Source organism: Streptomyces sp. NBC_01390 (assembly GCF_045040105.1).
GTDB lineage: Bacteria > Actinomycetota > Actinomycetes > Streptomycetales > Streptomycetaceae > Streptomyces.
The window spans coordinates 4,478,836-4,502,119 of the sequence record NZ_CP109551.1; the positions used below are offsets into that span (position 1 = coordinate 4,478,836).

The 23,284-nt window shown below is 68.6% G+C and carries 19 protein-coding genes and 2 pseudogenes; 8 read left to right on the top strand and 13 right to left on the bottom strand.

Annotated elements, in window-relative coordinates; translation table 11 throughout:
• Positions 1-421: 421 nt before the first annotated feature.
• Entirely contained in the window at positions 422-1,645 is a 1,224-nt protein-coding gene (locus tag OG241_RS19950; RefSeq protein ID WP_405816892.1) for an RNA-guided endonuclease InsQ/TnpB family protein, read from the top strand.
• Positions 1,646-1,702: 57 nt separating this feature from the next.
• Here the strand turns inward: OG241_RS19950 and OG241_RS19955 are convergent, their stop codons facing one another.
• From OG241_RS19955 to OG241_RS19970, 4 genes are read right to left on the bottom strand one after another with little or no spacing between them, the layout of a single operon-like run.
• Positions 1,703-2,689, bottom strand: coding sequence for an ABC transporter substrate-binding protein (locus OG241_RS19955; protein ID WP_405816893.1), 987 nt, complete (start codon positions 2,687-2,689; stop codon positions 1,703-1,705).
• A 13-nt stretch (positions 2,690-2,702) separates the two neighbouring features.
• The gene (locus OG241_RS19960) at positions 2,703-4,724 is read right to left on the bottom strand and encodes an ABC transporter permease (protein WP_405816894.1); all 2,022 of its coding nucleotides are present in this window, start codon (positions 4,722-4,724) and stop codon (positions 2,703-2,705) included.
• Positions 4,721-5,821: a glycine betaine/L-proline ABC transporter ATP-binding protein gene (locus tag OG241_RS19965; RefSeq protein WP_405816895.1), complete on the bottom strand. Its 1,101-nt coding sequence runs from the start codon at positions 5,819-5,821 to the stop codon at positions 4,721-4,723. Before OG241_RS19965 ends, OG241_RS19960 begins: the two co-directional genes overlap by 4 nt.
• 20 nt (positions 5,822-5,841) lie before the next feature.
• Entirely contained in the window at positions 5,842-7,317 is a 1,476-nt protein-coding gene (locus OG241_RS19970; RefSeq protein WP_405816896.1) for an aldehyde dehydrogenase family protein, read from the bottom strand.
• Between the two features lie 263 nt (positions 7,318-7,580).
• Between OG241_RS19970 and purU the strand changes: the two genes are divergently transcribed.
• The 3 genes from purU (at position 7,581) to OG241_RS19985 (ending at position 10,311) form a co-directional block, all read left to right on the top strand.
• Positions 7,581-8,462 (top strand): formyltetrahydrofolate deformylase, encoded by an 882-nt coding sequence (gene purU / locus OG241_RS19975; RefSeq protein WP_405816897.1) that lies wholly within the window; start codon positions 7,581-7,583, stop codon positions 8,460-8,462.
• A gap of 233 nt (positions 8,463-8,695) precedes the next feature.
• The gene (locus OG241_RS19980) at positions 8,696-9,217 is read left to right on the top strand and encodes a pyridoxamine 5'-phosphate oxidase family protein (RefSeq protein ID WP_405816898.1); all 522 of its coding nucleotides are present in this window, start codon (positions 8,696-8,698) and stop codon (positions 9,215-9,217) included.
• 5 nt (positions 9,218-9,222) lie between these two features.
• Complete coding sequence (locus tag OG241_RS19985) at positions 9,223-10,311, top strand: serine hydrolase domain-containing protein (RefSeq protein ID WP_405816899.1); 1,089 nt, start codon at positions 9,223-9,225, stop codon at positions 10,309-10,311.
• Positions 10,312-10,332: 21 nt separating this feature from the next.
• Here OG241_RS19985 and OG241_RS19990 read toward each other — a convergent pair whose 3' ends face one another.
• Positions 10,333-11,607, bottom strand: coding sequence for an MFS transporter (locus OG241_RS19990; protein ID WP_405816900.1), 1,275 nt, complete (start codon positions 11,605-11,607; stop codon positions 10,333-10,335).
• 55 nt (positions 11,608-11,662) lie between these two features.
• Here OG241_RS19990 and OG241_RS19995 point away from each other — a divergent pair, with 55 nt between their 5' ends.
• Positions 11,663-12,025: a winged helix-turn-helix transcriptional regulator gene (locus OG241_RS19995; RefSeq protein WP_405816901.1), complete on the top strand. Its 363-nt coding sequence runs from the start codon at positions 11,663-11,665 to the stop codon at positions 12,023-12,025.
• A gap of 32 nt (positions 12,026-12,057) precedes the next feature.
• Here OG241_RS19995 and OG241_RS20000 read toward each other — a convergent pair whose 3' ends face one another.
• The gene (locus OG241_RS20000; RefSeq protein ID WP_405816902.1) at positions 12,058-12,207 is read right to left on the bottom strand and encodes a hypothetical protein; all 150 of its coding nucleotides are present in this window, start codon (positions 12,205-12,207) and stop codon (positions 12,058-12,060) included.
• Positions 12,208-12,456: 249 nt separating this feature from the next.
• Here OG241_RS20000 and OG241_RS20005 point away from each other — a divergent pair, with 249 nt between their 5' ends.
• A complete protein-coding gene (locus OG241_RS20005; RefSeq protein ID WP_405816903.1) occupies positions 12,457-13,125 on the top strand; it encodes a hypothetical protein in 669 nt (222 codons plus the stop codon).
• Positions 13,126-13,152: 27 nt separating this feature from the next.
• Here the strand turns inward: OG241_RS20005 and OG241_RS20010 are convergent.
• Positions 13,153-13,401 (bottom strand): annotated as a pseudogene (locus OG241_RS20010) (YceI family protein); the annotation flags it as partial.
• 215 nt (positions 13,402-13,616) lie between these two features.
• On the opposite strand from OG241_RS20010, the pseudogene OG241_RS20015 reads away from it, so the two are divergent.
• Positions 13,617-14,174: pseudogene (locus OG241_RS20015) on the top strand (formyltetrahydrofolate deformylase); the annotation flags it as partial.
• 233 nt (positions 14,175-14,407) lie between these two features.
• Here OG241_RS20015 and OG241_RS20020 read toward each other — a convergent pair.
• The 5 genes from OG241_RS20020 to betA form a co-directional block, all read right to left on the bottom strand.
• On the bottom strand, positions 14,408-15,610 hold the full coding sequence (locus OG241_RS20020; protein ID WP_405816904.1) for a sensor histidine kinase: 1,203 nt from the start codon (positions 15,608-15,610) through the stop codon (positions 14,408-14,410).
• A 299-nt stretch (positions 15,611-15,909) separates the two neighbouring features.
• Entirely contained in the window at positions 15,910-17,112 is a 1,203-nt protein-coding gene (locus OG241_RS20025; protein ID WP_405816905.1) for a sensor histidine kinase, read from the bottom strand.
• Between the two features lie 695 nt (positions 17,113-17,807).
• Positions 17,808-18,392 carry a TerD family protein gene (locus OG241_RS20030; protein ID WP_405816906.1) on the bottom strand — a complete coding sequence of 195 codons (585 nt, stop codon included), beginning with the start codon at positions 18,390-18,392 and terminating at the stop codon, positions 17,808-17,810.
• 161 nt (positions 18,393-18,553) lie between these two features.
• Complete coding sequence (locus OG241_RS20035) at positions 18,554-19,390, bottom strand: 5,10-methylenetetrahydrofolate reductase (RefSeq protein ID WP_405816907.1); 837 nt, start codon at positions 19,388-19,390, stop codon at positions 18,554-18,556.
• Between the two features lie 3 nt (positions 19,391-19,393).
• Positions 19,394-21,073: a choline dehydrogenase gene (gene betA / locus OG241_RS20040; RefSeq protein ID WP_405816908.1), complete on the bottom strand. Its 1,680-nt coding sequence runs from the start codon at positions 21,071-21,073 to the stop codon at positions 19,394-19,396.
• A 201-nt stretch (positions 21,074-21,274) separates the two neighbouring features.
• On the opposite strand from betA, the gene OG241_RS20045 reads away from it, so the two are divergent.
• The gene (locus OG241_RS20045; RefSeq protein WP_405826318.1) at positions 21,275-22,021 is read left to right on the top strand and encodes an IclR family transcriptional regulator; all 747 of its coding nucleotides are present in this window, start codon (positions 21,275-21,277) and stop codon (positions 22,019-22,021) included.
• A 61-nt stretch (positions 22,022-22,082) separates the two neighbouring features.
• On the opposite strand, the gene OG241_RS20050 is transcribed toward OG241_RS20045, so the two are convergent.
• Positions 22,083-23,207 (bottom strand): aromatic ring-hydroxylating dioxygenase subunit alpha, encoded by a 1,125-nt coding sequence (locus tag OG241_RS20050; protein WP_405816909.1) that lies wholly within the window; start codon positions 23,205-23,207, stop codon positions 22,083-22,085.
• Positions 23,208-23,284 lie beyond the last annotated feature (77 nt).

A 23,284-nucleotide genomic window follows, 5' to 3' on the forward strand; every position in this document is an offset into this window, starting at 1 on the left:
TCAATGTGCCTGTCGTGCAGGTGGGTGTCAAGAGGTTCTCGCCCCCGCCGCCCCTACCCGTTCCCATCTCTGGGGGCTGCGCCCCCAGACCCCCGCTACGGCCCTGAACGGGCCTTGTCCTCAAACGCCGGACGGGCTGGGTATTCAGCCTGTCCGGCGTTTGAGGACGAGCGCGTTCAGCGCGACAAAGGGGGTTCGGGGGGCAGCGCCCCCGAGGATGGCGGGGGCGAAACACAGCAATGCCCGGCAGGCGGCGCGCACGTTCGCGCGCCGCCCACCGGGCAGCCGTACTCGACAGGACTCGGGCCTGACCAGGTGACGCCTGTCCCGTTCGGCCTGTTCCGTTCCCCCGACTCAAGGGGTACCGGCCGTACATATGTTCCCTCTGGTGATGGGGAGTGCTCGTTCGTACGATCACCGCATGCAGCTTCGGTACGCCTTCAGGGTGTACCCGGAACCGCGCCAACGCCTCGCGCTGGCCCAGGCGTTCGGGTGCGCCCGCGTCGTGTACAACGATGCCGTGCGCGCCCGGGAGGACGCCCGCGCGGCGGGCTTGCCGTTCCCGAAGGCCGGGGAGCTGTCCAAGCGTCTGATCACCGAGGCGAAACGGACGGTGGAACGGTCCTGGCTGGGTGAGGTCTCCGCGGTCGTGCTCCAGCAGTCCCTGCGTGACGTCGAATCCGCGTACCGGAACTTCTTCGCGTCCCTCAAGGGCGAGCGGAAGGGCACGCGGGTGGGTACGCCCCGCTTCAAGTCCCGCAAGGACAGCCGTCAGTCGATCCGCTTCACGGCCAACGCCCACTGGTCGATCACCGCTTCCGGGAGGCTGAACCTCCCGAAGATCGGCGCGGTGAAGGTGAAGTGGTCCCGCACCCTGCCCGCCACCCCGACCTCCGTCACCATGATCAAGGACGCAGCCGGACGGTACTTCGCCTCGTTCGTGATCGACACCGACCCCGCCGCCGACGCCCACCGGATGCCCGATACCGCCCAGACGGTCGGCATCGACCTGGGGCTGACACACTTCGCCGTCCTCTCCGACGGCACGAAGATCGACTCCCCGCGGTTCCTGCGCCGGGCGGAGAAGAAACTGAAGAAGGCCCAGCGAGACCTGTCCCGCAAGCAGAAGGGGTCGAAGAACCGTGAGAAGGCCCCCTTGAAGGTCGCCCGCGCGCACGCGAAGGTGGCCGACGCGCGCCGCGAGTTCCACCACCAGCTCTCCACACAGCTGATCCGCGACAACCAAGCGATCGGCGTGGAGACCCTGGCGGTCAAAGGACTCACGCGCACCCGACTGGCCAAGAGCGTGCACGACGCCGGCTGGGCACAGTTCGTGCACATGCTGGAGTACAAGGCCACCCGGTACGGGCGCACTCTCATCAAGATCGGCCGGTTCGAACCGACCTCCCAGACCTGCTCCACCTGCGGCGTCAAGGACGGCCCCAAACCCCTGCACGTGAGGGAGTGGACCTGCACCGCCTGCGGCGCGGTTCACGACCGGGACCACAACGCCGCGATCAACGTCAAAACGGCCGCCGGACTGGCGGTAGCAGCCTGTCGAGCGCCGGTAGGACCAGGACTCGTCCTGGCACAGCGCGAAGAAACAGGAAGCCATGGAATCCCGACCAGACCCCGTGCCGCGTAGCAGCACAGGATCCGGACGAGAAAGCCACAATCCGCGGGCTTCAACCCGCGGAGCAAGTCAATTGATCCAGGCGTCGACCTTCGCCTTGTTCGCGTCGACCCACTTCTTCGCCGCCGCCTCCGGGGTCATCTTGTCCTCGGCTATGTACTTGGCCACGGTGTTCTGGTCGTCGTTCGTCCAGGTGAAGTTCTTGACCAGGTTGTACGCCGGGCTGCCCGACTTGGCGAACTTCGCGCTGACGATCTTGTCGAGCTTGTACACGGGGTAGTCGCAGGCGATCTTCTCCGCGTCGGCGTCACAACCCGCCTTGTAGTCGGGCAGCTTGACCTTGACGAGGGGCACCTCGGACATGAACCACTGGGGCTCGTAGAAGTAGCCGATCACCCATTCCTTGTCCCTCTCCGCCTTGCGGAAGGCCTGGATGAGGGCGGTCTCGCTGCCCGCGTACACCACCTTGAAGTCCAGCTTCAGGTTCTTGACCAGCGCTTCGTCGTTGGTGACGAACGACGGGTCGCCGTCGAGGAGCTGGCCCTTGCCGCCCGACTCGGAGGTCTTGAACTTCGCCGCGTACTTGTCGAGGTTGTTCCAGTCGAGGATGTCCGGGTGGGCCTTGGCGAGCCACGGCGGCACGTACCAGCCGATCAGGCCTTCGTTGCCGGTCGCGCCGACCTCGACAGCGGTCTTCTGGCCGGTGATGTACTTCTTCTTCAGGTCGTCGTGGCCCCAGTTCTCGATGACGGCGTCCACCTCGCCCGTCCCGAAGCCCTGCCAGGCGATCTCTTCCTTCAGGTCCTTCTTGGTGACCTTGCAGCCGAGGTCCTGCTCCGCGACGTACGCGACGACCGCCGCGTTCGCCTCGTAGCCGACCCACGGGTTGACCGCGAGGTTGAAGGTCCCGCACTTCGCGGAGGACCCGGAAGAGGTGTCGGAGCCCGAGCCCGCGGAGTCGTCGCCGACCTTCGCGCCGCCGCAGGCGGTAAGGGTGAGAGCGAGGACGGCCATGCCGGCCGCGCCGACTCTCCACTGTGTTGCTTGCCTTGCCATGGTGGTTAGCTCCTTACGCGCCTGCACGCCGCGCCGCTGCCTGAGTGATCCGGTCGAACATGACTCCGAGAAGGACGATGGCCAGCCCCGCCGCCAGCCCCTTCCCCCACAGCTGCCCCTGCGAGAAGCCGGCCACGACGTCGTAGCCGAGGGCGCCCGCGCCTACCAGGCCGCCCACAACAACCATCGACAGCACGTAGATCAGACCCTGGTTGGTGGCCAGGGTCAGGGCTCCGCGTGCCATCGGCAGCTGGACTTTGGTGATGATCTGCCAGGTGTTGCACCCGGCGGAGGTGGCCGCCTCCACGGTCGTCTCGGGCACGTTCCGTATCCCGTCCGCGATGATCTTCATGGCGACGGGGGCCGCGTAGACGATGGCCGCGACGATCGCCGTGAAGCGGGTCGCGCCGAACAGCGCGAGGAACGGTACGAGGTAGACGAACGGCGGCATGACCTGCGCCGCGTCCAGGGTGGGCCGGATCAGCCGGTCGGCGAGCGTGCTGCGTCCCATCCACACACCGACGAGGACGGCCAGCAGCATCGTCATGACCGTGGCGACGAGCGTGGACGCCAGCGTCGTCATGCTGTCCGACCAGACACCGGTGGCGACCAGCAGCCCCACGCACACGGCCGTGGTGACCCCGGACCGCCATCCGCCCAGTACCGACCCGATCCCGACCAGGACCGCGCCGACGAGCCACCAGGGCGAGTCGGTGAGCAGGGTCTGGAAGGGGTTCAGCAGGCCGTTGGTGAGGGCGTCGCGGAAGGCGTTGGTGAGGCCCGACAGGTTGTCCTGCACCCAGGTGCTCGCGGTGTCGGCGCCGCTCGCGACGGAACTGCCGACACTGCCCTCGCCGGGGAACTTCGCCGCCCACACGTAGGTGTGCGACAGATAGACGAGGACGGCGGCGACAACCGCTCCCGCCACCACCAACTGCCGCCGCCAGGCGAGGAGTCGGCCGCCCGAGCGCCGGGCCGCCTCCGCACGTCCGCTCGCCGCGGTCGTGACCCGGTCGAGGACGATGGCCAGGACGACGATCGCGAGACCCGCGTTGAAGGCCGTACCCACGTCGAGCGACTCGAGGGCCTGCATGACGGTCTTGCCGAGGCCGGGCGCATCGATCAGGGCGGCGATGGTCACCATGGCCAGGGCGGCCATGATGGTCTGGTTGACCCCCATGACCACGGTCCGCTTCGACATCGGCAGCAGGACCTTCAGCAGCGACTGCCACCGGGTCGCGCCCAGCGAGTCGGCCGCCTCGACGGTGGTCTCCGGTACGGACCGGATGGCGTGCGCGGTGATCCGGATCGTTGGCGGGGCCGCGTAGATGACGGTGGCGATGACGGCGGAGGCGCCGCCGATCAGGAAGAACAGGGTGAGCGGGGCGAGGTAGACCATGGTGGGCATCGTCTGCATGAAGTCCAGGAACGGCGTCATGACCTTGTTGCCCCGGTCGGACAGCCCCGCCCACACGCCCAGCGGGATCGCGAACAGCAGCGCCACGAACACCGCCGACAGCGTCAGGGCGAGCGTGTCCATGCTCTCCTGCCACAGCCCCTGCAGCCCGAAGAAGACGAACCCGGCGACGGTCAGCAGCGCCACCCGCCAGTTGCCCACGGCCCAGGACACGAACCCGGCGATCCCGACGACCCCGAGCCACCCGATCTGCGGCAGCGGCCGCGAGTCGGACGGCTGGGAGATCAGGTGCTGGACGAAGGTCGTCAGGTTGTCGATGACCAGGCGGATCTCGTTGAAGAAGTAGAGGAAGAGCGGGTTGGAGTTGCGGTTGGCGCCGATCGAGTCGTAGACGTCGTTCAGCCACCGGTGCAGGTCGGTGAGGTCCGCCGCCGCGAGGGTGAGGGTGTTCGTGCCGCGCAGTACGGCGAACAGCACCAGCCAGACGAGCAGGATCGCCCCGACCGCCATGCGCCTGCTGACCCGGCGTACGGCCGCGACGGGCGCGGCGGCCTCGGGCACCGCGTCCGCGGGCTCGGGCGCCTCCGGCGTCGGAGGTTTCTCCATGGCGACGGTCATCGCACGTCGCCGCCTTCCGGTTCCTGTCCGGCGACCACCGCGAGGATCTCCTCGTCGCCGACGATGCCGAGCAGCTTGCCGTTCTCGACGACCTTGACCGGCTTCTCGGCGGCGAGGACAGCCCGGGTGGCCTCCCGTACGACGACGTCCGGACCCAGCTCGGGGCCGTCGAGAGCGTCGCCGTCCACCGGCGGGCGCATGATCCAGCGCAGGGTGAGGACGTCGGCGCGCGGCACGTCCTTCACGAACTCGCGTACGTAGTCGTCGGCGGGAGCGCCCACCAGCTCGTCGCCCGTCCCGCACTGGACCATCTTGCCGTCGCGCATGATGAGGATGCGGTCGCCGAGTTTGAGGGCCTCGGAGAGGTCGTGGGTGATGAACACCATCGTCTTGCCGACCTCGTGGTGCAGCCGGATGACCTCGTTCTGCATGTCGCGCCGGATCAGCGGGTCGAGCGCCGAGAACGGCTCGTCGAAGAGGAGAACCTCCGGATCACCGGCCAACGCCCGTGCCAGGCCCACGCGTTGCTGCATACCGCCGGAGAGCTGGTCCGGGTAGGAGTTCTCGTACCCGGAGAGCCCGACCAGCTCCACGACCTCCAGCGCCCGCTTCATGCGCTCGGCCCGGCCCATCCCGCGTATCTCGAGCCCGAAGGCGACGTTGTCGACGACCCGCCGGTGCGGCAGCAGCCCGAAGTGCTGGAAGACCATGGAGAACTTCTGGCGGCGCAGCTCACGCAGCCGTTTTTCGTCGGCGTCGCGGATGTTCTCGCCCTCGAAGACGATCTCACCGGCGGTGGGTTCGATCAGCCGGGTGAGACATCGCACCAGGGTCGACTTGCCGGAACCCGACAGACCCATGACCACGAACACCTCGCCGGGCGCCACGTCGAAGTCGATGTCCCGTACGGCGGCGGTGCATCCCGTACGGTCCATGAGCTCGCGCCGGGTGAGCCCGCACAGCTCCTCCGACTCCGGCACCCGCTCGGCCTTCGGCCCGAACACCTTCCACAGGCCGCGCACGGAGATGACCGGCGTGCCGTCCGAATCCTGGGGCGTGCCGCGCCGCTGCGGCACCTCGGTCTGTACTGGGGTCACGATCGACCTCTTTTCGGCGTTCAGCCGCGGAACCAGTGCTGCGGCCGGGGTTGGATGTTCTGCCAGATGTGCTTGGGCTCTCGGTACTCGTCCAGGCCGCTCGGTCCCAGCTCCCGACCCACGCCCGAGTGTCCGAAACCACCCCATTCCGCCTGCGGCACATAGGGGTGGTAGTCGTTGATCCATACGGTGCCGTGGCGCAGCGCCCGGGCGACCCGCTGGGCCTTCCCGGCGTCCTGCGTCCAGACGGCGCCCGCCAGTCCGTACTCGGTGTCGTTGGCGATGCGTACGGCGTCGTCCTCGTCCCCGTTCCTGAAGCGCTCGACGGTGAGCACGGGCCCGAAGGACTCCTCGTGCACCACGCGCATGGCCTGCGTGCACTCGTCGAGCACGGTGGGCGGGTAGTAGTGGCCGCCGGCGAGCGCGGGATCGTCCGGCCGCTCACCGCCGCAGCGCAGTACGGCACCCTCGGCGAGGCCGGCGGCGACATACGCCTCGACCTTCGCCAGGTGCTGGGCCGAGATCAGCGCGCCGGTCTCGGCCTCGGCGTCGAAGGGCCCGCCGAGCCGGATCTGCCGCGCCCGCCGGACGACCTCGTCCACGAACCGGTCGTGCAGGGAGTCCTCGACGATGAGCCGCGCACCGGCGGAGCAGACCTGCCCGGAGTGCAGGAAGACGGCGGTGAGGGCGAAGTCGACGGCCGCCTCGAAGTCGGCGTCGGCGAAGACGACGTTGGGGTTCTTGCCGCCGAGTTCCAGGGCCACCTTCTTCACGCCCGCGGCGGCGGTGGCCATGACACGCTTGCCGGTCTCCAGGCCCCCGGTGAAGGAGACCATGTCGACGGCGGGATCCTCGGAGAGCGGCGCCCCGACCTCGGGCCCGGCCCCGAGGACGAGGTTGGCGACGCCGGCGGGGAGCCCGGCCTCCGCCAACGCCTTCATCAGCAGGATGGAGGTGGAGGGGGTGAGCTCACTGGGCTTGAGGACGAAGGTGTTACCGGCGAGCAGGGCCGGAGCGACCTTCCAACTGGCTTGCAGGAGTGGATAGTTCCAGGGGGTGATCAGCCCACAGACACCAACGGGCTCGTACACGACCCGGCTGACGGCGTCATCCCGCCCGGTGTCGATCACGCGCCCGGCGTCCGTGCCCCCGATCCCGCCGTAGTGGCGGAAACAGGAGACGACGTCGGCGATGTCGTACTCGCTCTCCACCAGCCGCTTGCCGGTGTCCAGCGACTCGGCGCGGGCGAACTCCTTGGCGTCGCGCTCCATGATGTCGGCGGTGCGCAGCAGCAGTTGGCCGCGCTCCCGCTCGGGGGTACGCGGCCAGGGTCCTGTGTCGAAGGCACGGCGGGCGGCGGCTATCGCGGCCTCGGCGTCGGGACGTGTCCCCTCCGAAACGGTCGCGGCGAGCCTGCCGTCAGCGGGACATCGGATTTCGCGGCGGCCACCGGCCACCGGCTCCCGCCATTCACCGTCCACATACAGGTCTGCCACGCGCCAAGCCTTTCAACAGAAATTCGTTGCGCATCGTGCACCCAATTGCTTGTGGTGGAACACCCTCGCGAATGTGCAGACATACGTCAAGTGGTTGGCGGATGACGATTTCGACAGTGATCCAACAGTGATCCGTCAGCGACTCACCAGCGGCCCGCGCCGCACCCCGTCGCGGGACTCCACCCTTGACCGGAGGGGCCACCGCGCCGACCATGTTGCGTATCGCTCACCATGTTGTGCAATACGCACCAACGGAGGCCGACGTGTCCCCCAAGTTTCCTCGCCCCGTAACCGGCAGTGAGTACGTCCTCACCCTCTCGTGCCCCGACAGCTCGGGGCTGGTCCACGCCGTGAGCGGCTTTCTCGTCCGGAACTCGGGAAACATCCTGGAGAGCCAGCAGTTCGATGATCGTCTCCAGGGCCGTTTCTTCATGAGGGTCCACTTCGATGTTTCCGATCCGAACGCGGACCTGGAAATCCTGCGTTACCGATTCGGCCCCGTCGCCGAGGCCTACGGCATCTCGTGGACCCTGCGGGACGCGTCGACCCCGACCCGGACCCTGATCATGGTGTCGAAGTTCGGCCACTGCCTGAACGACCTCCTGTTCCGCCGCCACACCGGTGGCCTGAACATCGAGATCCCGGCGATCGTCTCCAACCACCGTGACTTCGAGAGCCTGGCGGAGAGCTACGGCATCCCCTTCCACCACATCCCGGTGACCCGGGACACCAAGCCGGAAGCGGAGGCACGGCTGCTGGAACTCGTCCGCGACCTGGACATCGACCTGGTGGTACTGGCCCGCTACATGCAGGTCCTCTCCGACGACCTGTGCAAGGAACTGGAGGGCCGGGCCATCAACATCCACCACTCCTTCCTCCCCAGCTTCAAGGGCGCACGCCCCTACGAGCAGGCGTACGACCGCGGGGTCAAGCTGGTCGGCGCGACGGCGCACTATGTGACATCCGAACTGGACGAGGGCCAGATCATCGAACAGGACGTCGTACGAGTGGACCACTCACTCGACCCCGGCGAGCTGGTGACAGTGGGCCGGGACGTGGAGGCCCAGGTCCTGGCCCACGCGGTGAAGTGGCACAGCGAGAGCAGGGTGATGGTGGAGGGAAGCCGGACGGTGGTCTTCCGCTGAGGCTGTCGTATACGGGCCGACCGGCCGTTGCGGCGGGCGCATCCGCCGGGACGCAGCCGCGGCGGGTGCCGAAGGCGCTCCGGAATACGCGCGCAGACCGATGAGTTTCTCGGCGCGTTCGGGTCATCATCCCGACGGCACGTATCTACCGGAGGGCATGATGGCTCGGCTCGCCGTCACTGCTTCACCAGTACCAGTTGGCCGAGCATGCCTCATTGACCTAGGGATGCGACATGTTGGCCGACGAACCGGATGCCGTGCTGGGACCGTACTCGTCTCCGGGCGCGCAGGCGACGCCATGGGCGTCGGCGTTGGCGGTCCTCGGCGAGGCCGAGGTGTTCTGGCTTTCAACGGTGCGGCCTGACGGGCAACCGCACGTGACGCCGTTGTTGGCGGCCTGGAGCCTGGGTGGCATGTGCTTCACCACTGGCGGCCAGGAGCGCAAGGCGCGGAATCTCGAGCACAATCCCCGCTGTGTGCTGACGACCGGCACGAATGCTCTGACCGGTGTGGACGTCGTCATCGAGGGCGTCGCGTCCCTGGTGGACGAGCGCTCCGAGCGTGAGGAGGCTGCCGCCGACTTCGAGCGGAAGTACGGCCCGCATCTGACCAGCCCCGAGGGTGCCTGGTACCGGCTCGGCGAGGCTGTCATCGCCGGCGACGTCAGGCTGTACCGAGTCGCGCCGACCGGCGGATTCGCCTTCGGCAAGCTGCCTACGTCCAGCCAGACCCGCTACACGTGGCCGAGCCGGTGACAACGATGCCCGCACTGCAGCACAAGGTCCAAGGCGTCCTCGACGAACTCGTCGACACCGGAGCCGAGACCGGCCTGCAGGTTGCCGTCTACCACCGCGGTGCTCTTGTCGCCGACGCCGTCGCCGGAGTCGCCGACGGCCGGACCGGGCGCAGGGCGACCCCGGACACGCCGTTCTTCAGCTTCTCAGCCGGCAAAGTCATGACGTCGCTGATCGCCCACCTGCTCGTCAGGACCGGTGCCGTCGGCTACGACACACCGGTGGTCGACCTGTGGCCGGAGTTCGGTACCCACGGCAAGGAGACCGCGACTCTTCGACATGTGCTGACACACTCGGTCGGCGTGCCGGCGATGCCTCGTGGCATCGGCCCCGCCGACCTGACCGACTGGGCGCGGGTCTGCGGCGCGATCGCCGACGCCGAGCCGCGGTGGCGACCCGGGACCAGGACGGGGTACCACTCGTTCACCTTCGGCTTCCTCGTCGGGGAGATCGCACGCCGGGCCACGGGCAAACCGATGCGGCAGCTCCTACGCGAATGGGTCACCCTGCCCCTGGGCATCGACGGTGACCTGTACTTCGCTGTGCCCCGAACCGACCTGGCCCGGCTGGCGCGACTCGAAGACGCCGAACCGCCCCCGGTCGGCCCACCTGACGACGATGCCGTTCTCGCGCCCTGGGAACGGCAACCGACCGCGGCCATGGGCAACAGCCACGAGATCCGGCAGGCGGACATCCCGTCGGTCGCCACCTTCACCGCGCGAGGAATCGCCGCCATGAACGCCGCGGTCCTCGACGGCCGGCTCATCGACTCACACCAGCTCGAGGAGTTGACGGCGGTGGCCTTCGAGGGCACCGACCAGGTCTTCGGCAACCATGCGCGGCTGGCCCTGGGCTATCCACTCGGCCGCATCGGCACTCCGCCGGACGAAGCACCCACCACGTTCGGCTGGGTCGGTGGCGGCGGCAGCTACGTCTATGCCGACACGGCCACCGGCACTTCCTTCGCCCTGACCAAGACCCGTCTCACCCCCCATTTCAACACCGCACAACGACTCGCGGACCTGACCACAGCCGAGATCGACCCCCATACCTGAGGTCGGCCGAGGGCGTGCGGCTCATGGCCGCCCTGACCGCCACCGCGGCGAACCGACGCGGTCACCGCGCTGGACACCACCGATGCGGCTCCGCGCCGCCGGCACCGCTCTGCCGACGGTGATGGCGAGCGTGACTCCGAGGATGCTGATGCCGACCAGGGTGAGCCAGATCGCGGCGGCCCCGGTGGACAGCAACCCGGAGAGCGCGGCCGGAGCGACCGCTCCCGCGACAGTCACTGCGAGCTGGTTGAGGGCCAGGTACCGGCCCCGGAGAGCGTCCGGGGCGCTCTCCGCGGCGAGAGTCGACGTGATGGGGGCGCAGAGGATCTCACCGACGGTGTAGGTGCCCGCACCGAGCAGCACGACGCCGACCGCGAGGGTGAGCGCGGTCAGGCGGTCGGCGGCGAGGAAGAGGAAGTAGCCGACCGCGAAGCAGACGTGTCCGGCGACGAGGACGCGGCTGCGGATCCGCCCGCCGAGCCACCCGACGACGATGCCTTGTCCGAAGCCGACCATCAGGGTGTTGAGCACGAAGACCGCGCCGGCAGTCCAGCCGGGCAGTCCCAGCACGTCGACGGCGTAGACCGGTATCGCGACGTTGAGGGCGAACAAGGAGATCGCGAAGCACAGTTGATGCGCGACCAGTGACAGATACCGCCGGTCCCGGAGTACGCGCCCCCAGCCGCCGGCGGTGTCCTGGCCCGCCTCGGGACGGACGTTCGGCACGGCCCGCATCAGAAAGTAGGCGGTGACATAGGACAGGGCGTTGACGACCACGATCCCGGCGTAGACGCCGTGAGTGCCGAAGCTGACGGCGACGGCGGAGAGGAGCCCGCCGAGCGCGTAGCCGAGGTTGCGTACCGATCCCAGCAGACCGAACCAGCGCTCGCGTTGGCCGGGCGCGGCCAACTCCGTGACAGTCACGCCGTAGCAGCTGAAGAACACCGCCCGCCCTGCACTGTTCAACCAGGCGCAGACGGCGATCTGCCATGCCTGGCCCACGACGAGATACCCGGCGAAGCCGAGCGCCTGGGCCAGGTTCGCCGCCTGCAGTACCGGCTTGGCGCCGTACCGGTCGACGAGTCCTCCGACCAGTGGACCCGCCGGGAGCGCCAGCAGCCCGGCCGTCGTCAGTGCCGCGCCCACCTGCACCAGCGACAGCGACGTCGTGGCCAGGAAGTACAGCATCGTCACGGGGATGAAGACACCGGTGCCGATCGAGTCGATGACGATCGCCGCGACGAAACGGCCGTGCCTGGCTGTCGAGGGACGGACCGCGAAATCAGGAATGGACACGACCGAGAAGGTATAGATTCTATACCGGTATCTACAACGCTACCGGGAGTCGTGCATGGGTAACGCCTACAACGTCATGGCCGCGACCTGCCCCAGTCGCACAGTTCTGCACCGGATCGGGGCGCGCTGGACGGTGTTCATCGTCAACGCGCTGGACAACGGGCCTATGCGATTCACCGAGCTCAAGGCGCACATCCGGGGGATCACACCGAAGGCGCTCACCGAGACGCTTCGAGCGATGGAGTACGACGGTCTGATCTCCCGCACGGAGATTCCCGCGAATCCCCCGCATGTCGAGTACGCCCTCACCGACCTCGGCCGGTCACTGCTGGCGCCCCTGCGTGCCGTCCGGGAATGGGCCGAGAGCCACGTCCCCGACATCGAACGCGCCCGCGCACAAGCCGACGCGCAGCGGTAACCCCGTTCACCGATGGAACCTTTCGCCGACCTTCACGATCCGTCCCAGATCCCCAACCGCTTGAGCCGGCGCTGCCGGAGCCGCTCCACAACGGCGGTGAGCGCGAAGACAAGTCCCATGGCCAGCCCGCCGAACACAGCGAACACAGGATCGTCGGGCTCCTCCTCACGTGACAGCGCCAAGAGGAAGAGCGTCAAGGGAACGGCCACGCAGAAACCGAGGTCGACCGGATGCCGAGCCACCCATTTCTGCGTCCGAGTCGGAAGTCGCTGCCCTCCCAAGACCGCGTCCACAGCCCAGAACGCCCTGCCGAGAGACCGCCACCAGTTCGCCACGGCAGGAGATTACGGCAGCCGATCAACTGCCTCCTTGCAGCCTGAGACACCGCAGAGACCACAGAGACCTCAGACGATCATTGATACGGTCCCGCAATGACTGAAGCACAGGGACCAACGACCGCCCCGGTCACCGCCGACGACGTCGAACACGCCGTCCGCCTGGCGCTCATGTCGCTGCGCGGGGCGAACGCGCCGGACTGGAGTGTCAAGGCCGGTTCCCTCGAGTGGGACTGTTGGGAGACCGTCGAGCACCTCGCCGACGACCTGTTCTCCTACGCCGTCCAACTGGGCCCGGCGAACCCGCCATTGGACACCCACGTCCCCTTCGCGTGGAGCCGCAAGCGGCCGGGCGGCCCGGCGAACGCCGTCTTCGCGGACCGTGAGGCCGGCCCGGCCGGTCTGCTGCAGGTACTGGATGCCAGCGGCGCCCTGCTGACGGCGATCGTCCGTACGACGCCGCCCACGGTCCGGGCGCACCACATCTTCGGCCAGGCCGACCCCGAGGGCTTCGCCGCGATGGGCATCGTCGAGACCCTGGTCCACACCCACGACGTCGCCGAGGGCCTGGGCGCCGCCTGGACACCGCCCGCCGACCTGTGCGACCGCGTACTGGCCCGCCTCTTCCCCGACGCCCCGACCGACACGGACCGCTGGCCCACCCTCCTCTGGGCCACCGGCCGCACGGAACTCCCCGGCCACCCCCGCCTCACCAAGTGGCGTTGGCACGGCACGCCTCGCGGTACCAGCCCGTCCGGCGTCTGACCAACCGCACCTCACCCCGGGGACTGTTCAGACCGCCGTTCGCACGAACCTGAGGGTGGCGGTGATCGTGGCGTGGCCGCGGATCATGCCGAGCAGGTTCCAGTCCACGCCGAACTGGGCGCGGTCCACGGGGAATTCGGCGTCCAGGGTGAGCGCGTCGGCGGCGTCGACGCCGACCAGACGGGCGGTGAGGGACAGCGGCCTGCTGATGCCCCGGATGGTCAGTTGCCCGACGACATGGACCGTCTCATCCGCGCGAAGTTCGACGCTGCCTATCGGAACGCCGGAGGACGTGCCGCCGTCAAAGGCCCGCAGTCATTCTCGATGCTGTTCGCAACGGACCTGAACTTCGTCTACGTACAGGCCGAGTGCGCCATCGACCCCAGCGTGACCGCCGCCCAGCGAGAGTTCGCCAGCAGCAGGGTCGTCGCTTCGCTGGGCAGCCTGCCCCATCCGGCGACCGTCTTCCAGTTGGCCGCGGCTGTCGAGGCTGCCTGAACGACCTCCTGTTCCGCCGCCACACCGGTGGCCTGAACATCGAGATCCCGGCGATCGTCTCCAACCACCGTGACTTCGAGAGCCTGGCGGAGAGCTACGGCATCCCCTTCCACCACATCCCGGTGACCCGGGACACCAAGCCGGAAGCGGAGGCACGGCTGCTGGAACTCGTCCGCGACCTGGACATCGACCTGGTGGTACTGGCCCGCTACATGCAGGTCCTCTCCGACGACCTGTGCAAGGAACTGGAGGGCCGGGCGATCAACATCCACCACTCCTTCCTCCCCAGCTTCAAGGGCGCACGCCCCTACGAGCAGGCGTACGACCGTGGAGTGAAGCTGGTCGGCGCGACGGCGCACTATGTGACATCCGAACTGGACGAGGGCCAGATCATCGAACAGGACGTCGTACGAGTGGACCACTCACTCGACCCCGGCGAGCTGGTGACAGTGGGCCGGGACGTGGAGGCCCAGGTCCTGGCCCACGCGGTGAAGTGGCACAGCGAGAGCAGGGTGATGGTGGAGGGAAGCCGGACGGTGGTCTTCCGCTGAGGCTGTCGTATACGGGCCGGGTGAGTGCGGCCCAGGTCCCGCGCTTGTCCCACCGGTCGGGTCCTCGCGGCGCCGGGCCCCGCTGCGACGGCTTCGGTCATCTCCCACTCGCCGCGCCGGGCCGCGAGGGCCGGGCGGCGGTCGCGCCCCTTTTTCGCTCCCTGGCGCCTTTGCCGACATGGCCGTTCCCCCACCTCAGGTGGTGTCCATACACCGGGAGCCGAGACGCTTGTTCACCTGTCGCGGGACACCGGAACCATCAGTTCGACTTCGAAGCCGCCCTGCGGGCCGGGGCCGGCGGTCACCGTCCCGCCGTAGATAACGGCCCGCTCACGCATCCCGACCAGGCCATGGCCGGCGGGTCCCGGGGTGGTGGCGACGGGAGTTGCCTGTCCGTCGTCGGCCACCCGGACACGGACCGCGGCCTCGTCGTAGTGCACCGCGACGCTCGCGTTCGCCGTCGGCGCGTGCTTTATGACATTGGTGAGAGCTTCCTGGATGACCCGGAAGACACACAGATCGACGCCCGGCGGCAGCGCGAACGGCGCACCCGTGATCCGGACGGCGACGGAGACACCCGCGGCTTCGACGCGCCGGGCCAGCTGGTCCAGCCGCCCGAGTCCAGGGGCCGCGTCATGGTCGCCCGCTCCCTCCTCCCGTGCACGCCCGGTCCCCTCCTTAAGCACGACCAGCATGCGGCGCATCTCCGCCATGGCCTCGTGAGCACTGCCCGCGATGGTCTCCAGCGCCGCACGGGCCGTCCTCGGGTCGGAGACGAAGACGTAGTCGGCCAGGCCCGTCTGGACGGAGATCGCAGACACGTGGTGGGCGACCACGTCGTGCAGTTCACGGGCTATGTTCATGCGCTCGGCGATGACGGCCCGCTGCGCCTTCTCCTCCTGCTCCAGGCGCAGTTGCTCACTGAGCACCGCGAGGCGCTCGCCGCGCTCCGCGAGCCTGCGGGACCGGTCGCCGGTCACCCACAGGACGGCGACCGTCACGGTCACGAAGACCACACTCTGCGGGCGGATCCCGGGCCCGGCGAGCCGCGTGCCCCACAGCAGCACGACCAGCGACCCCGCAGCGCACTTCGCCACGAGCCTGCGCGGGCCCCGCGCCGCGACGGTGTAGAACGCCAGGCACATTCCGCAGAAGACGGCCGGGTGGTAGTAGCTCAGGGTGAGATAGCACAGCGCGCAGGCCGCCGTACTGACGAGTACGGTCAGGGGAGCCCGGCGGCGCACGGCCAGCGGCAGATAGACCAGGGCGATCAGCACGTAGGCCCACACATCGGTGTGCCGCCAGTTGCCCTGCCGGTCGGGCCAGTTGTGCAGCATGGCGCCCATGATGCCGAGCGACACCACCGCGTAGACGATGTCTGCCACCTGCGGGAAGACCCTGCGAACAGCCGGGCTCCACGTGCGCTGCGCGAACATCGTCCGAGCGTAGGCCCCGAACAATCGCCCCACCCCGCTTTCCACCACAGCTACACCTCAGGTGGTACACCGCCAACCGCTCCGGGCGGGCTCCCGGCATTCACTGGGCGACCGGATGGCCTTCCTGGAGCTCCTGGCCGTCTAGCGGCGAAGACTGACCTGCGCGTTTCCCTGGCCGGAGGTCGGCTCGGACGACTCGTGGTCACGGATCTCCGCTCTCCGCGCGGATCGACGAGCACTGTGGGCAGGCGTGGCGTCGCCTTCCTCGCGGCTGCCCGGCCGGGTGCCGAGACGCTTGTTCACCTGTCGCGGGACACCGGAACCATCAGTTCGACTTCGAAGCCGCCCTGCGGGCCGGGGCCGGCGGTCACCGTCCCGCCGTAGATAACGGCCCGCTCACGCATCCCGACCAGGCCATGGCCGGCGGGTCCCGGGGTGGTGGCGACGGGAGTTGCCTGTCCGTCGTCGGCCACCCGGACACGGACCGCGGCCTCGTCGTAGTGCACCGCGACGCTCGCGTTCGCCGTCGGCGCGTGCTTTATGACATTGGTGAGAGCTTCCTGGATGACCCGGTAGACGCACAGGTCGGCACCTGGCGGCAGCGCGAACGGGGCGCCCGTGATCCGGACGGCGACGGGGACGCCTGCGGCTTCGACGCGCCGGGCCAGCTGGTCCAGCCGCCCGAGTCCGGGGGCGGGGGTGTGGTCGCCATCCTCTTCCTCCTGGGCACGCTCGGTCCCTTCCCTGAGGACGACCAGCATGCGGCGCATCTCCGCCATGGCCTCGTGAGCACTGCCCGCGATGATCTTCAGCGCCGCACGGGCCGTCCTCGGGTCGGAGATGAAGACGTAGTCGGCCAGGCCCGTCTGGACGGAGATCACGGACACGTGGTGGGCGATCACGTCGTGCAGTTCACGGGCGATCTTCATCCGCTCAGCGATGACGGCCCGCTGCGCCTTCTCCTCCTGCTCCAGGCGCAGTTGCTCGGTGAGCACCGCGAGCCGTTCGCCGCGCTCCGCGAGCCTGCGGAACCGGTCGCCGGTCACCCAGGTGACGGCGACCATCACGGTCACGAAGGCCACACTGAACAGGCCGCTCCCGGGCTGGGCCAGCCGCGCGCCCCACAGCAGCACGACCAGCGACACGGCCGCACACTTCGCGGCGACCCTGCGCGGGCACCGCGCCGCGACGGTGTAGAACGCCAGGCACAGTCCGCTGACAACGACCACGTGGTAGTAGGCCAGGGTGAAGTAACACAGCACGCAAGCCACCGTGCCGATGAACACGGTCAGGGGAGCCCGGCGACGCAAGACCAACGGCATATAGACCAGGGCGATCAGCACGTAGGCCCATACATCCGTGTGCCGCCAGTAGCCGTGCGGGTCGGACCAGGTACGCAGCGCGGTGCTCGACAGCCAGACCGACACCACCGCGTAGACGAGGTCTACCACCTGCGGGAAGACCCTGCGAACAGCCGGGCTCCACGTGCGCTGCGCGAACATCGTCCGAGCGTAGGCCCCGAACAATCGCCCCATCCCGCTTTCCACCACAGCTCGCCCGAGCCGGGGCCAGAACCCGGGATTTTCAGCAGCCTTCCGACCCTCCAGTCCGCCCGGGCCCTATCGGGCACCCACAGCAGCGCTCCACGTTCCGCGGGACAGATGGCACACCCCGTCAGGAGTGATGCGGACCTGGGCGCCGAGCAGTGGCAACGACCCTTCCGCGTTGAGGCGGTTGCGGATGCGTTCCAGCGCGGTCCGGAGCCGTTGTGGTCCGCCCTGGTGGACTTCCGGCGGGTCGGTCCACTCGGCGGGCGCCGGGCCCATGAACCGTCGACGTGGACCAGGTAGGCCGTGCGGATCCGGTCGCGCTGTTCGTGGGCGACCCCAGTACGCTCCCCACGCCCGGGCACCCCTGAGCTGCCTCGAAGTGGTTGGTGGCGGCGGCCATGTACGGCACGCGTTGTCGACGAGCGGGACATGGTGCAGGAACGCGCCGCCGTTGTTCCGGTCGCACAGCTAGGCGCCACCGTACGAGGGGTACGCGTCCGTTTACAGCGCCAGACGCCTCACAACCCGGTCCGTCCACCTCGTACTCGTGATACGCCGCTTCTGACGGTGTGATCAGCCGGAGTGAAGCGTCCGCAGGGAGGTCGCCGACGACAGGCCGACGACCCCTCACTCCCTGCGATGTACGTCTACTTGCTTGCGGCGAAGCGCATCAGGGCGAGTTCGTCGCCCTGCTTGATCTTCCCCGTCACGTTGATCACCTCAAGCTTCCAGGCGGAGCCGGACCGCACGGCCTTGGCGACGGCGCAGCCGTTGTCCGTGGTGAGCATGCTGGGCCAGATGTCGGCGACCTGCTGGGTGCTGCCGCCACTCGCGTCGTACACCTTGAAACTGATGTTGCGCGCCTTCTGGAAGGAACTGCCCTTCTTGTAGGCGGCGGCGACGAACACGATCGAGGTGATGTGGGGCGGGATCTTCGCGAACTCGACCGTGACGGTCTCGTCGTCGCCGTCCCCGTGCCCCGTCTGGTTGTCCCCGCTGTGGCGCAGGGAGCCGTTGCCGATGGGGTCGAGCGAGTCGAGACCCGCCAGGCGCACCGGGTCGCCGTCGTGCAGGGCGATGGCGATCAGGTCGAGGTCGGTGCCGGTCTTGCGGCGGAGTTTGCCCATCACTCCGCCGCTCGCGCCGGAGGTGGGGTCCCAGGAGGCCCCGATGGACAGATGGGTCACCCCGTCCAGGTCCGCCGGGCCGTCTTCCTTCGTGAGCGTAATCATGGACCCATACTGCCTGGGCTCTCACCGAGGTCCCAGGACAGGGCCCCATGACGGCTGGAGACTCGTTGACACGGTCGGTGGCCCCTGACTGTCCCAGTGAGAGTCAGGGTCGGGTCGGGTCACCGGGACCGCGTGCAGGAGTTGGCGCCCCCAAGGCCCCCTCACCCACCCAGCCGCTCCAGCAACGCCCGCCGCCACCGCTCTGTCTCCTCCACCTGGTTGAACGTGAACAGGTGGAGCCCCGCCACCCCCGCCCCGGGTGCCGTCAACGCGCCCTCCGCCCGCGAGAGCAGCCGCTCCGGCGAGTACCCCCCGGGCGCCGCGAACCGCAGGAACCACAGGGGGTGCCGGGTCAGGAAGCGCGTCGACTCGCCCACCCCGATCTTCGTCGCCATGGAGAGCAGCTTGGCCCGCTGCACCGGGCCCGCGACACCCACGTACACCGGCAGGGCGACCTCCCGGCGTCGCACCCGCCCGACCCACTCCCCCAGCACACGCGCGTCGAAGCACAGGTTGCTGACGATGTACGTGGCGTGCTCGCGCTTGTCCCACATGGCCTGGACGGTGATGTCGTCGTGGATGAGCGGATGGCTCTCGGGGTATCCGGTGACACCGACGTGCGTGAACGGGCCGCCCAGCTCACCGAGCCTGCGCAGCACCGGCAAGGCACCCTCGTAGGACCCGGCGGGCGGATCCGCGTCGCCCGCCGGTACGAAGACGTCGTCCACCCCGACCTCGCGCAGCCGGTCGACGACGTCCTTGAGGTGGGCGTCGTCCCGTAGCAGCCGGGCCGGTACGTGCGGGACGACGCGGTATCCGTGCGACGCCAGTCGGCCGACCAGGTCGAGAGTCGGTTCCAGGCCCTTGACCGGCGATGCCGTCACCGTGACGACGGCATCGCGCGGCAGGTGGGCCAGGACCTTCTCCTCGGTCGCCTTCGCGGGCAGCACCTCGTAGCGGACGCGCTCCAGCAGCGCCCTCAGTCCCGTGGCGCCCACCCGCTACCCGGCCTGCGGGGCGTCGGCGTCGCCGTGGCGGTAGTACGCGGCCTTGGAGGCGGGCAGCGGCTCCTTGCCGAGGATGAGGTCGGCGGCCTTCTCCGCGATCATCATCACCGGCGCGTAGATGTTGCCGTTGGTGACGTACGGCATGACGGACGCGTCGACGACCCGCAGCCCCTCCACCCCGTGCACCCGCAGACTCTCCGGGTCGACGACGGCCATCTCGTCCGTCTCGGGCCCCATCTTGCAGGTGCAGGACGGGTGCAGAGCCGTCTCGCCCTCCTTGGCGACCCAGTCGAGGATCTCCTCGTCCGACGCCACCTTCTCGCCCGGCGAGACCTCGCCGTCGTTGTAGGGGGCGAGGGCGGGCTGGTTGAGGAGCCCCCGCGCGACGTGGACCGCCTCGACCCACTCCCGCCGGTCCTGCTCGGTGGAGAGGTAGTTGAAGCGCAGCGCCGGATGGTCGCGCGGGTCCTTGCTCTTGATCTTCACCGAGCCGATGGCGTCGGAGTACATGGGGCCCACGTGCACCTGGTAGCCGTGGCCGCCTGCCGGGGACGAGCCGTCGTAGCGGACGGCGATGGGCAGGAAGTGGAACATCAGGTTGGGGTAGGCGACATCCTCGTTGCTGCGGGCGAAGCCGCCGGCCTCGAAGTGGTTCGTAGACGCCGGTCCCTTGCGGAACAGCCACTGGAGCCCGATGAAGGGGGCGCGCCACTTCGCCAGGTACGGCTGCATGGACACCGGCTGCTTGCAGGCGTACTGGATGTACACCTCAAGGTGGTCCTGCATGTTCTCGCCGACGCCCGGGAGGTCGTGGACTACGTCGACACCGAGGGCGCTCAGCTCCTCCGCGTTGCCCACGCCCGAAAGCTGGAGCAGCTGCGGGGAGTTGATGGCGCCGCCGCAGAGGATGACCTCCTTGGCGCGGACCTGCTGGAGCGCCCCCTTGCCGCGCTGGTACTCGACGCCGACGGCCCGCTTGCCCTCGAAGAGGACCCGGGTGACCAGCGCGCGGGTCTTCACCGTGAGGTTGGGCCGCTTGCGGACGGGCTTGAGGTACGCCTTGGAGGCCGAGAGTCGGCGCCCCCGGCTGACGTTGCGGTCGAACTTGGCGAAGCCCTCCTGCCGGTACCCGTTGACGTCGTCGGTGGGCGCGTACCCCGCTTCCTCGGTGGCCTTGAGGAAGGCGCCGAAGAGGGGGTTGGTGGCCGGGCCGCGTTCGAGGACGAGGGGACCGTCGTGGCCGCGGAACTCGTCGTCCGGGTCGGCGGCGAGACAGTTCTCCATCCGCCGGAAGTACGGCAGACAGTGCGCGTAGTCCCAGCTCTCCATGCCGGCGTCGGCAGCCCAGCGCTCGTAGTCCAGGGGGTTTCCGCGCTGGAAGATCATGCCGTTGATGCTGCTGGACCCGCCGAGCACCTTGCCGCGGGCGTGGTAGATACGCCGGCCGCCCATGTGGGGCTCTGGCTCGGACTCGTACTTCCAGTCGTAGAAGCGGCTGCCGATGGGATAGGTCAGGGCCGCGGGCATGTGGATGAAGACGTCCCACGGGTAGTCGGGCCGGCCGGCCTCCAGGACGAGCACCTGGTTCGCAGGGTCCGCGGAGAGCCTGTTCGCAAGTGCGCTGCCGGCCGATCCGCCGCCGACGATGACGAAGTCGTATTGCAGGGGAGCCATGATCTCTCGTCTCGCTCGCGCCGTAGATACGCGAGGCATGCTAATCGAGTAGCGCTATACGCACCAGGTTGCGGGACGCGCAACATGCAAGGTCTTGGTTTCGGAGTTGTTACTTGCAAGGGTGTTGTTTACTGCGCGTATAGTTTCGCTGTGAGCAACCACAGCACAGACACCGAAACGTCCAGTACACAGGCCGGCGGAGTGCAGTCGGTCGACCGCGCGATCAGCGTTCTGGAAATCCTGGCCCAGCGCGGCGAGGCAGGCGTCAGCGAGGTCGCGGCCGAGATAGATGTTCACAAATCCACCGCTTTCCGGCTGCTCGGCGCGCTGGAGGCACGCGGGCTGGTGGAACAGGCGGGCGAGCGCGGCAAGTACCGTCTCGGCTTCGGCATCGTCCGCCTCGCCGGCGCGGTCACCGGCAGTATCGACATCACGCAGCAGGGCCGCCCGGTCTGCGAGCAGCTCGCCGAGGAGATCGGCGAGACCGTCAACATCGCCGTGATGCAGGAGCACTACGCCGTCAACCTGTTCGAGGCACGCGGCCCCGGGGCCGTCAGCGCGTACAACTGGGTCGGCCAGCTGACCCCGCTGCACGCCACCTCCAGCGGCAAGATCCTGCTGGCCCACCTGCCCGCGAAGGAGCGCGCCGCGCTGCTGAACGGGGCCGGCCTGAAGAAGGTCACCCCGCACACCATCACCGCGAAGACGAAGCTGGAGAAGGACCTCGCGGAGGCGCGGGAGCGGGGGTACGCGTGGACGCAGGAGGAGCTGGAGATCGGGCTGCACGCGATGGCGGCGCCGATCCGCGACCACACCGGAGCGGTGGTCGCGGCGGTGAGTGCGTCGGGGCCTTCTTACCGGTTCACCACGGAGCGGTTGCACGAGATGTCGCCGCTGTTGGTCAAGGGGGCTGCGGAGATCAGTCATCGGATGGGGTATCTGGGGTGAGTTCGTTGGCTGCCGGCCCGTGGGGGGCTTGTCGCGCAGTTCCCCGCGCCCCTGAGGGGCGCTACCGCGCCCCCAGTCGCTCGTTGACCCAGTCGTGGAAGGCGCCGATGTGGTGCTCGCTGGGGACGAGGACGCCGCCCTTCGCGTAGAGGCGGGAGTGCATCCCGGGCTGGGTGCGCTCGCAGGCCTCGAAGTCCTGGCGGTTGACTCGGTCGAAGAGTTCCACGGACCGGCTGACGTCCTTGCCGCTCTCGACGACGTGCGGGAGATACAGCCAGTCGCACTCGACGATCGTGCGGTCGGCGGCCACCGGGTACATGCGGTGGAAGATCACATGGTCGGGTACGAGGTTGATGAACACCTGCGGCCTGATGGTGATCGCGTAGTAGCGGCGGTCCTGCTCCTCGGCGACCCCGGGGATACGGTCCAGCCCCTCGGAGCCGTCGACCGTGAACCCCTGCACCTCGTCACCGAACTCGGCGCCGTGGCCGACGTAGTACTGGGCTGCGTAGCCGTCGGCGAACTCGGGGAGCACCTCGGTGAGTTCGGGGTGGATCGTGGCGCAGTGGTAGCACTCCATGAAGTTCTCGATGATGAGCTTCCAGTTGGCCTTCACGTCGTAGACGATCCGCTTGCCGACCGAGAGGTTGTCGATGTCGTAGTGCTCGATCGACTCGACGTCACCGAGCCGGCCGATGACCTCGCCGATGACGTCCTCTTCGAAGGAGGGCGGGTTCTCCGCGAGGCAGACCCAGACATAGCCGAGCCACTCCCGTACGGCCACGCTGACCAGGCCGTACTCGGTGCGGCCGACGTCGGGCATCTTGGTGAGGTTGGGCGCGGCGACGAGCTTGCCGTCCAGGCCGTACGTCCAGGCGTGGTACGGGCACTGGAAGGCCCGCTTGACCTCGCCGGTCTCCTCCGTGCAGAGCTTGGCGCCACGGTGCCGGCAGACGTTGAAGTAGGCGCGGATCGAGTTGTCCCGCGCCCGTGTCACGAGGATGCTCTCGCGGCCCACGTCAACGGTCCTGAAGGCGCCGGGCTTCGCCAGTTCGGAGGCGCGCGCGACACAGAACCACATGTTCTCGAATATGCGCTCCTGCTCCTGGGCGAAGATCCCCGCATCCGTGTAGGAGGAGCCGGGCAGGGTGGCGATCAGACTGTCGGGCAGGCCGGTCGAGGTCACAGTGCACTCCTCGGAGAACGTCGTCGTATAAATCCGGTCAACTAGATATGGCGCAGCGCGCCTGGCGGGTAGCGCCC

Excerpts from the sequence above, each read along its gene's own strand:
- OG241_RS19950 (WP_405816892.1), top strand. The coding sequence starts at position 422 with ATGCAGCTTCGGTACGCCTTCAGGGTGTACCCGGAACCGCGCCAACGC.
- OG241_RS19955 (WP_405816893.1), bottom strand. The coding sequence starts at position 2,689 with ATGGCAAGGCAAGCAACACAGTGGAGAGTCGGCGCGGCCGGCATGGCC.
- OG241_RS19960 (WP_405816894.1), bottom strand. The coding sequence starts at position 4,724 with ATGACCGTCGCCATGGAGAAACCTCCGACGCCGGAGGCGCCCGAGCCC.
- OG241_RS19980 (WP_405816898.1), top strand. The coding sequence starts at position 8,696 with ATGTTGGCCGACGAACCGGATGCCGTGCTGGGACCGTACTCGTCTCCG.
- OG241_RS19985 (WP_405816899.1), top strand. The coding sequence starts at position 9,223 with ATGCCCGCACTGCAGCACAAGGTCCAAGGCGTCCTCGACGAACTCGTC.
- OG241_RS19995 (WP_405816901.1), top strand. The coding sequence starts at position 11,663 with ATGGGTAACGCCTACAACGTCATGGCCGCGACCTGCCCCAGTCGCACA.
- OG241_RS20005 (WP_405816903.1), top strand. The coding sequence starts at position 12,457 with ATGACTGAAGCACAGGGACCAACGACCGCCCCGGTCACCGCCGACGAC.
- OG241_RS20020 (WP_405816904.1), bottom strand. The coding sequence starts at position 15,610 with ATGTTCGCGCAGCGCACGTGGAGCCCGGCTGTTCGCAGGGTCTTCCCG.
- OG241_RS20025 (WP_405816905.1), bottom strand. The coding sequence starts at position 17,112 with ATGTTCGCGCAGCGCACGTGGAGCCCGGCTGTTCGCAGGGTCTTCCCG.
- OG241_RS20030 (WP_405816906.1), bottom strand. The coding sequence starts at position 18,392 with ATGATTACGCTCACGAAGGAAGACGGCCCGGCGGACCTGGACGGGGTG.
- betA (WP_405816908.1), bottom strand. The coding sequence starts at position 21,073 with ATGGCTCCCCTGCAATACGACTTCGTCATCGTCGGCGGCGGATCGGCC.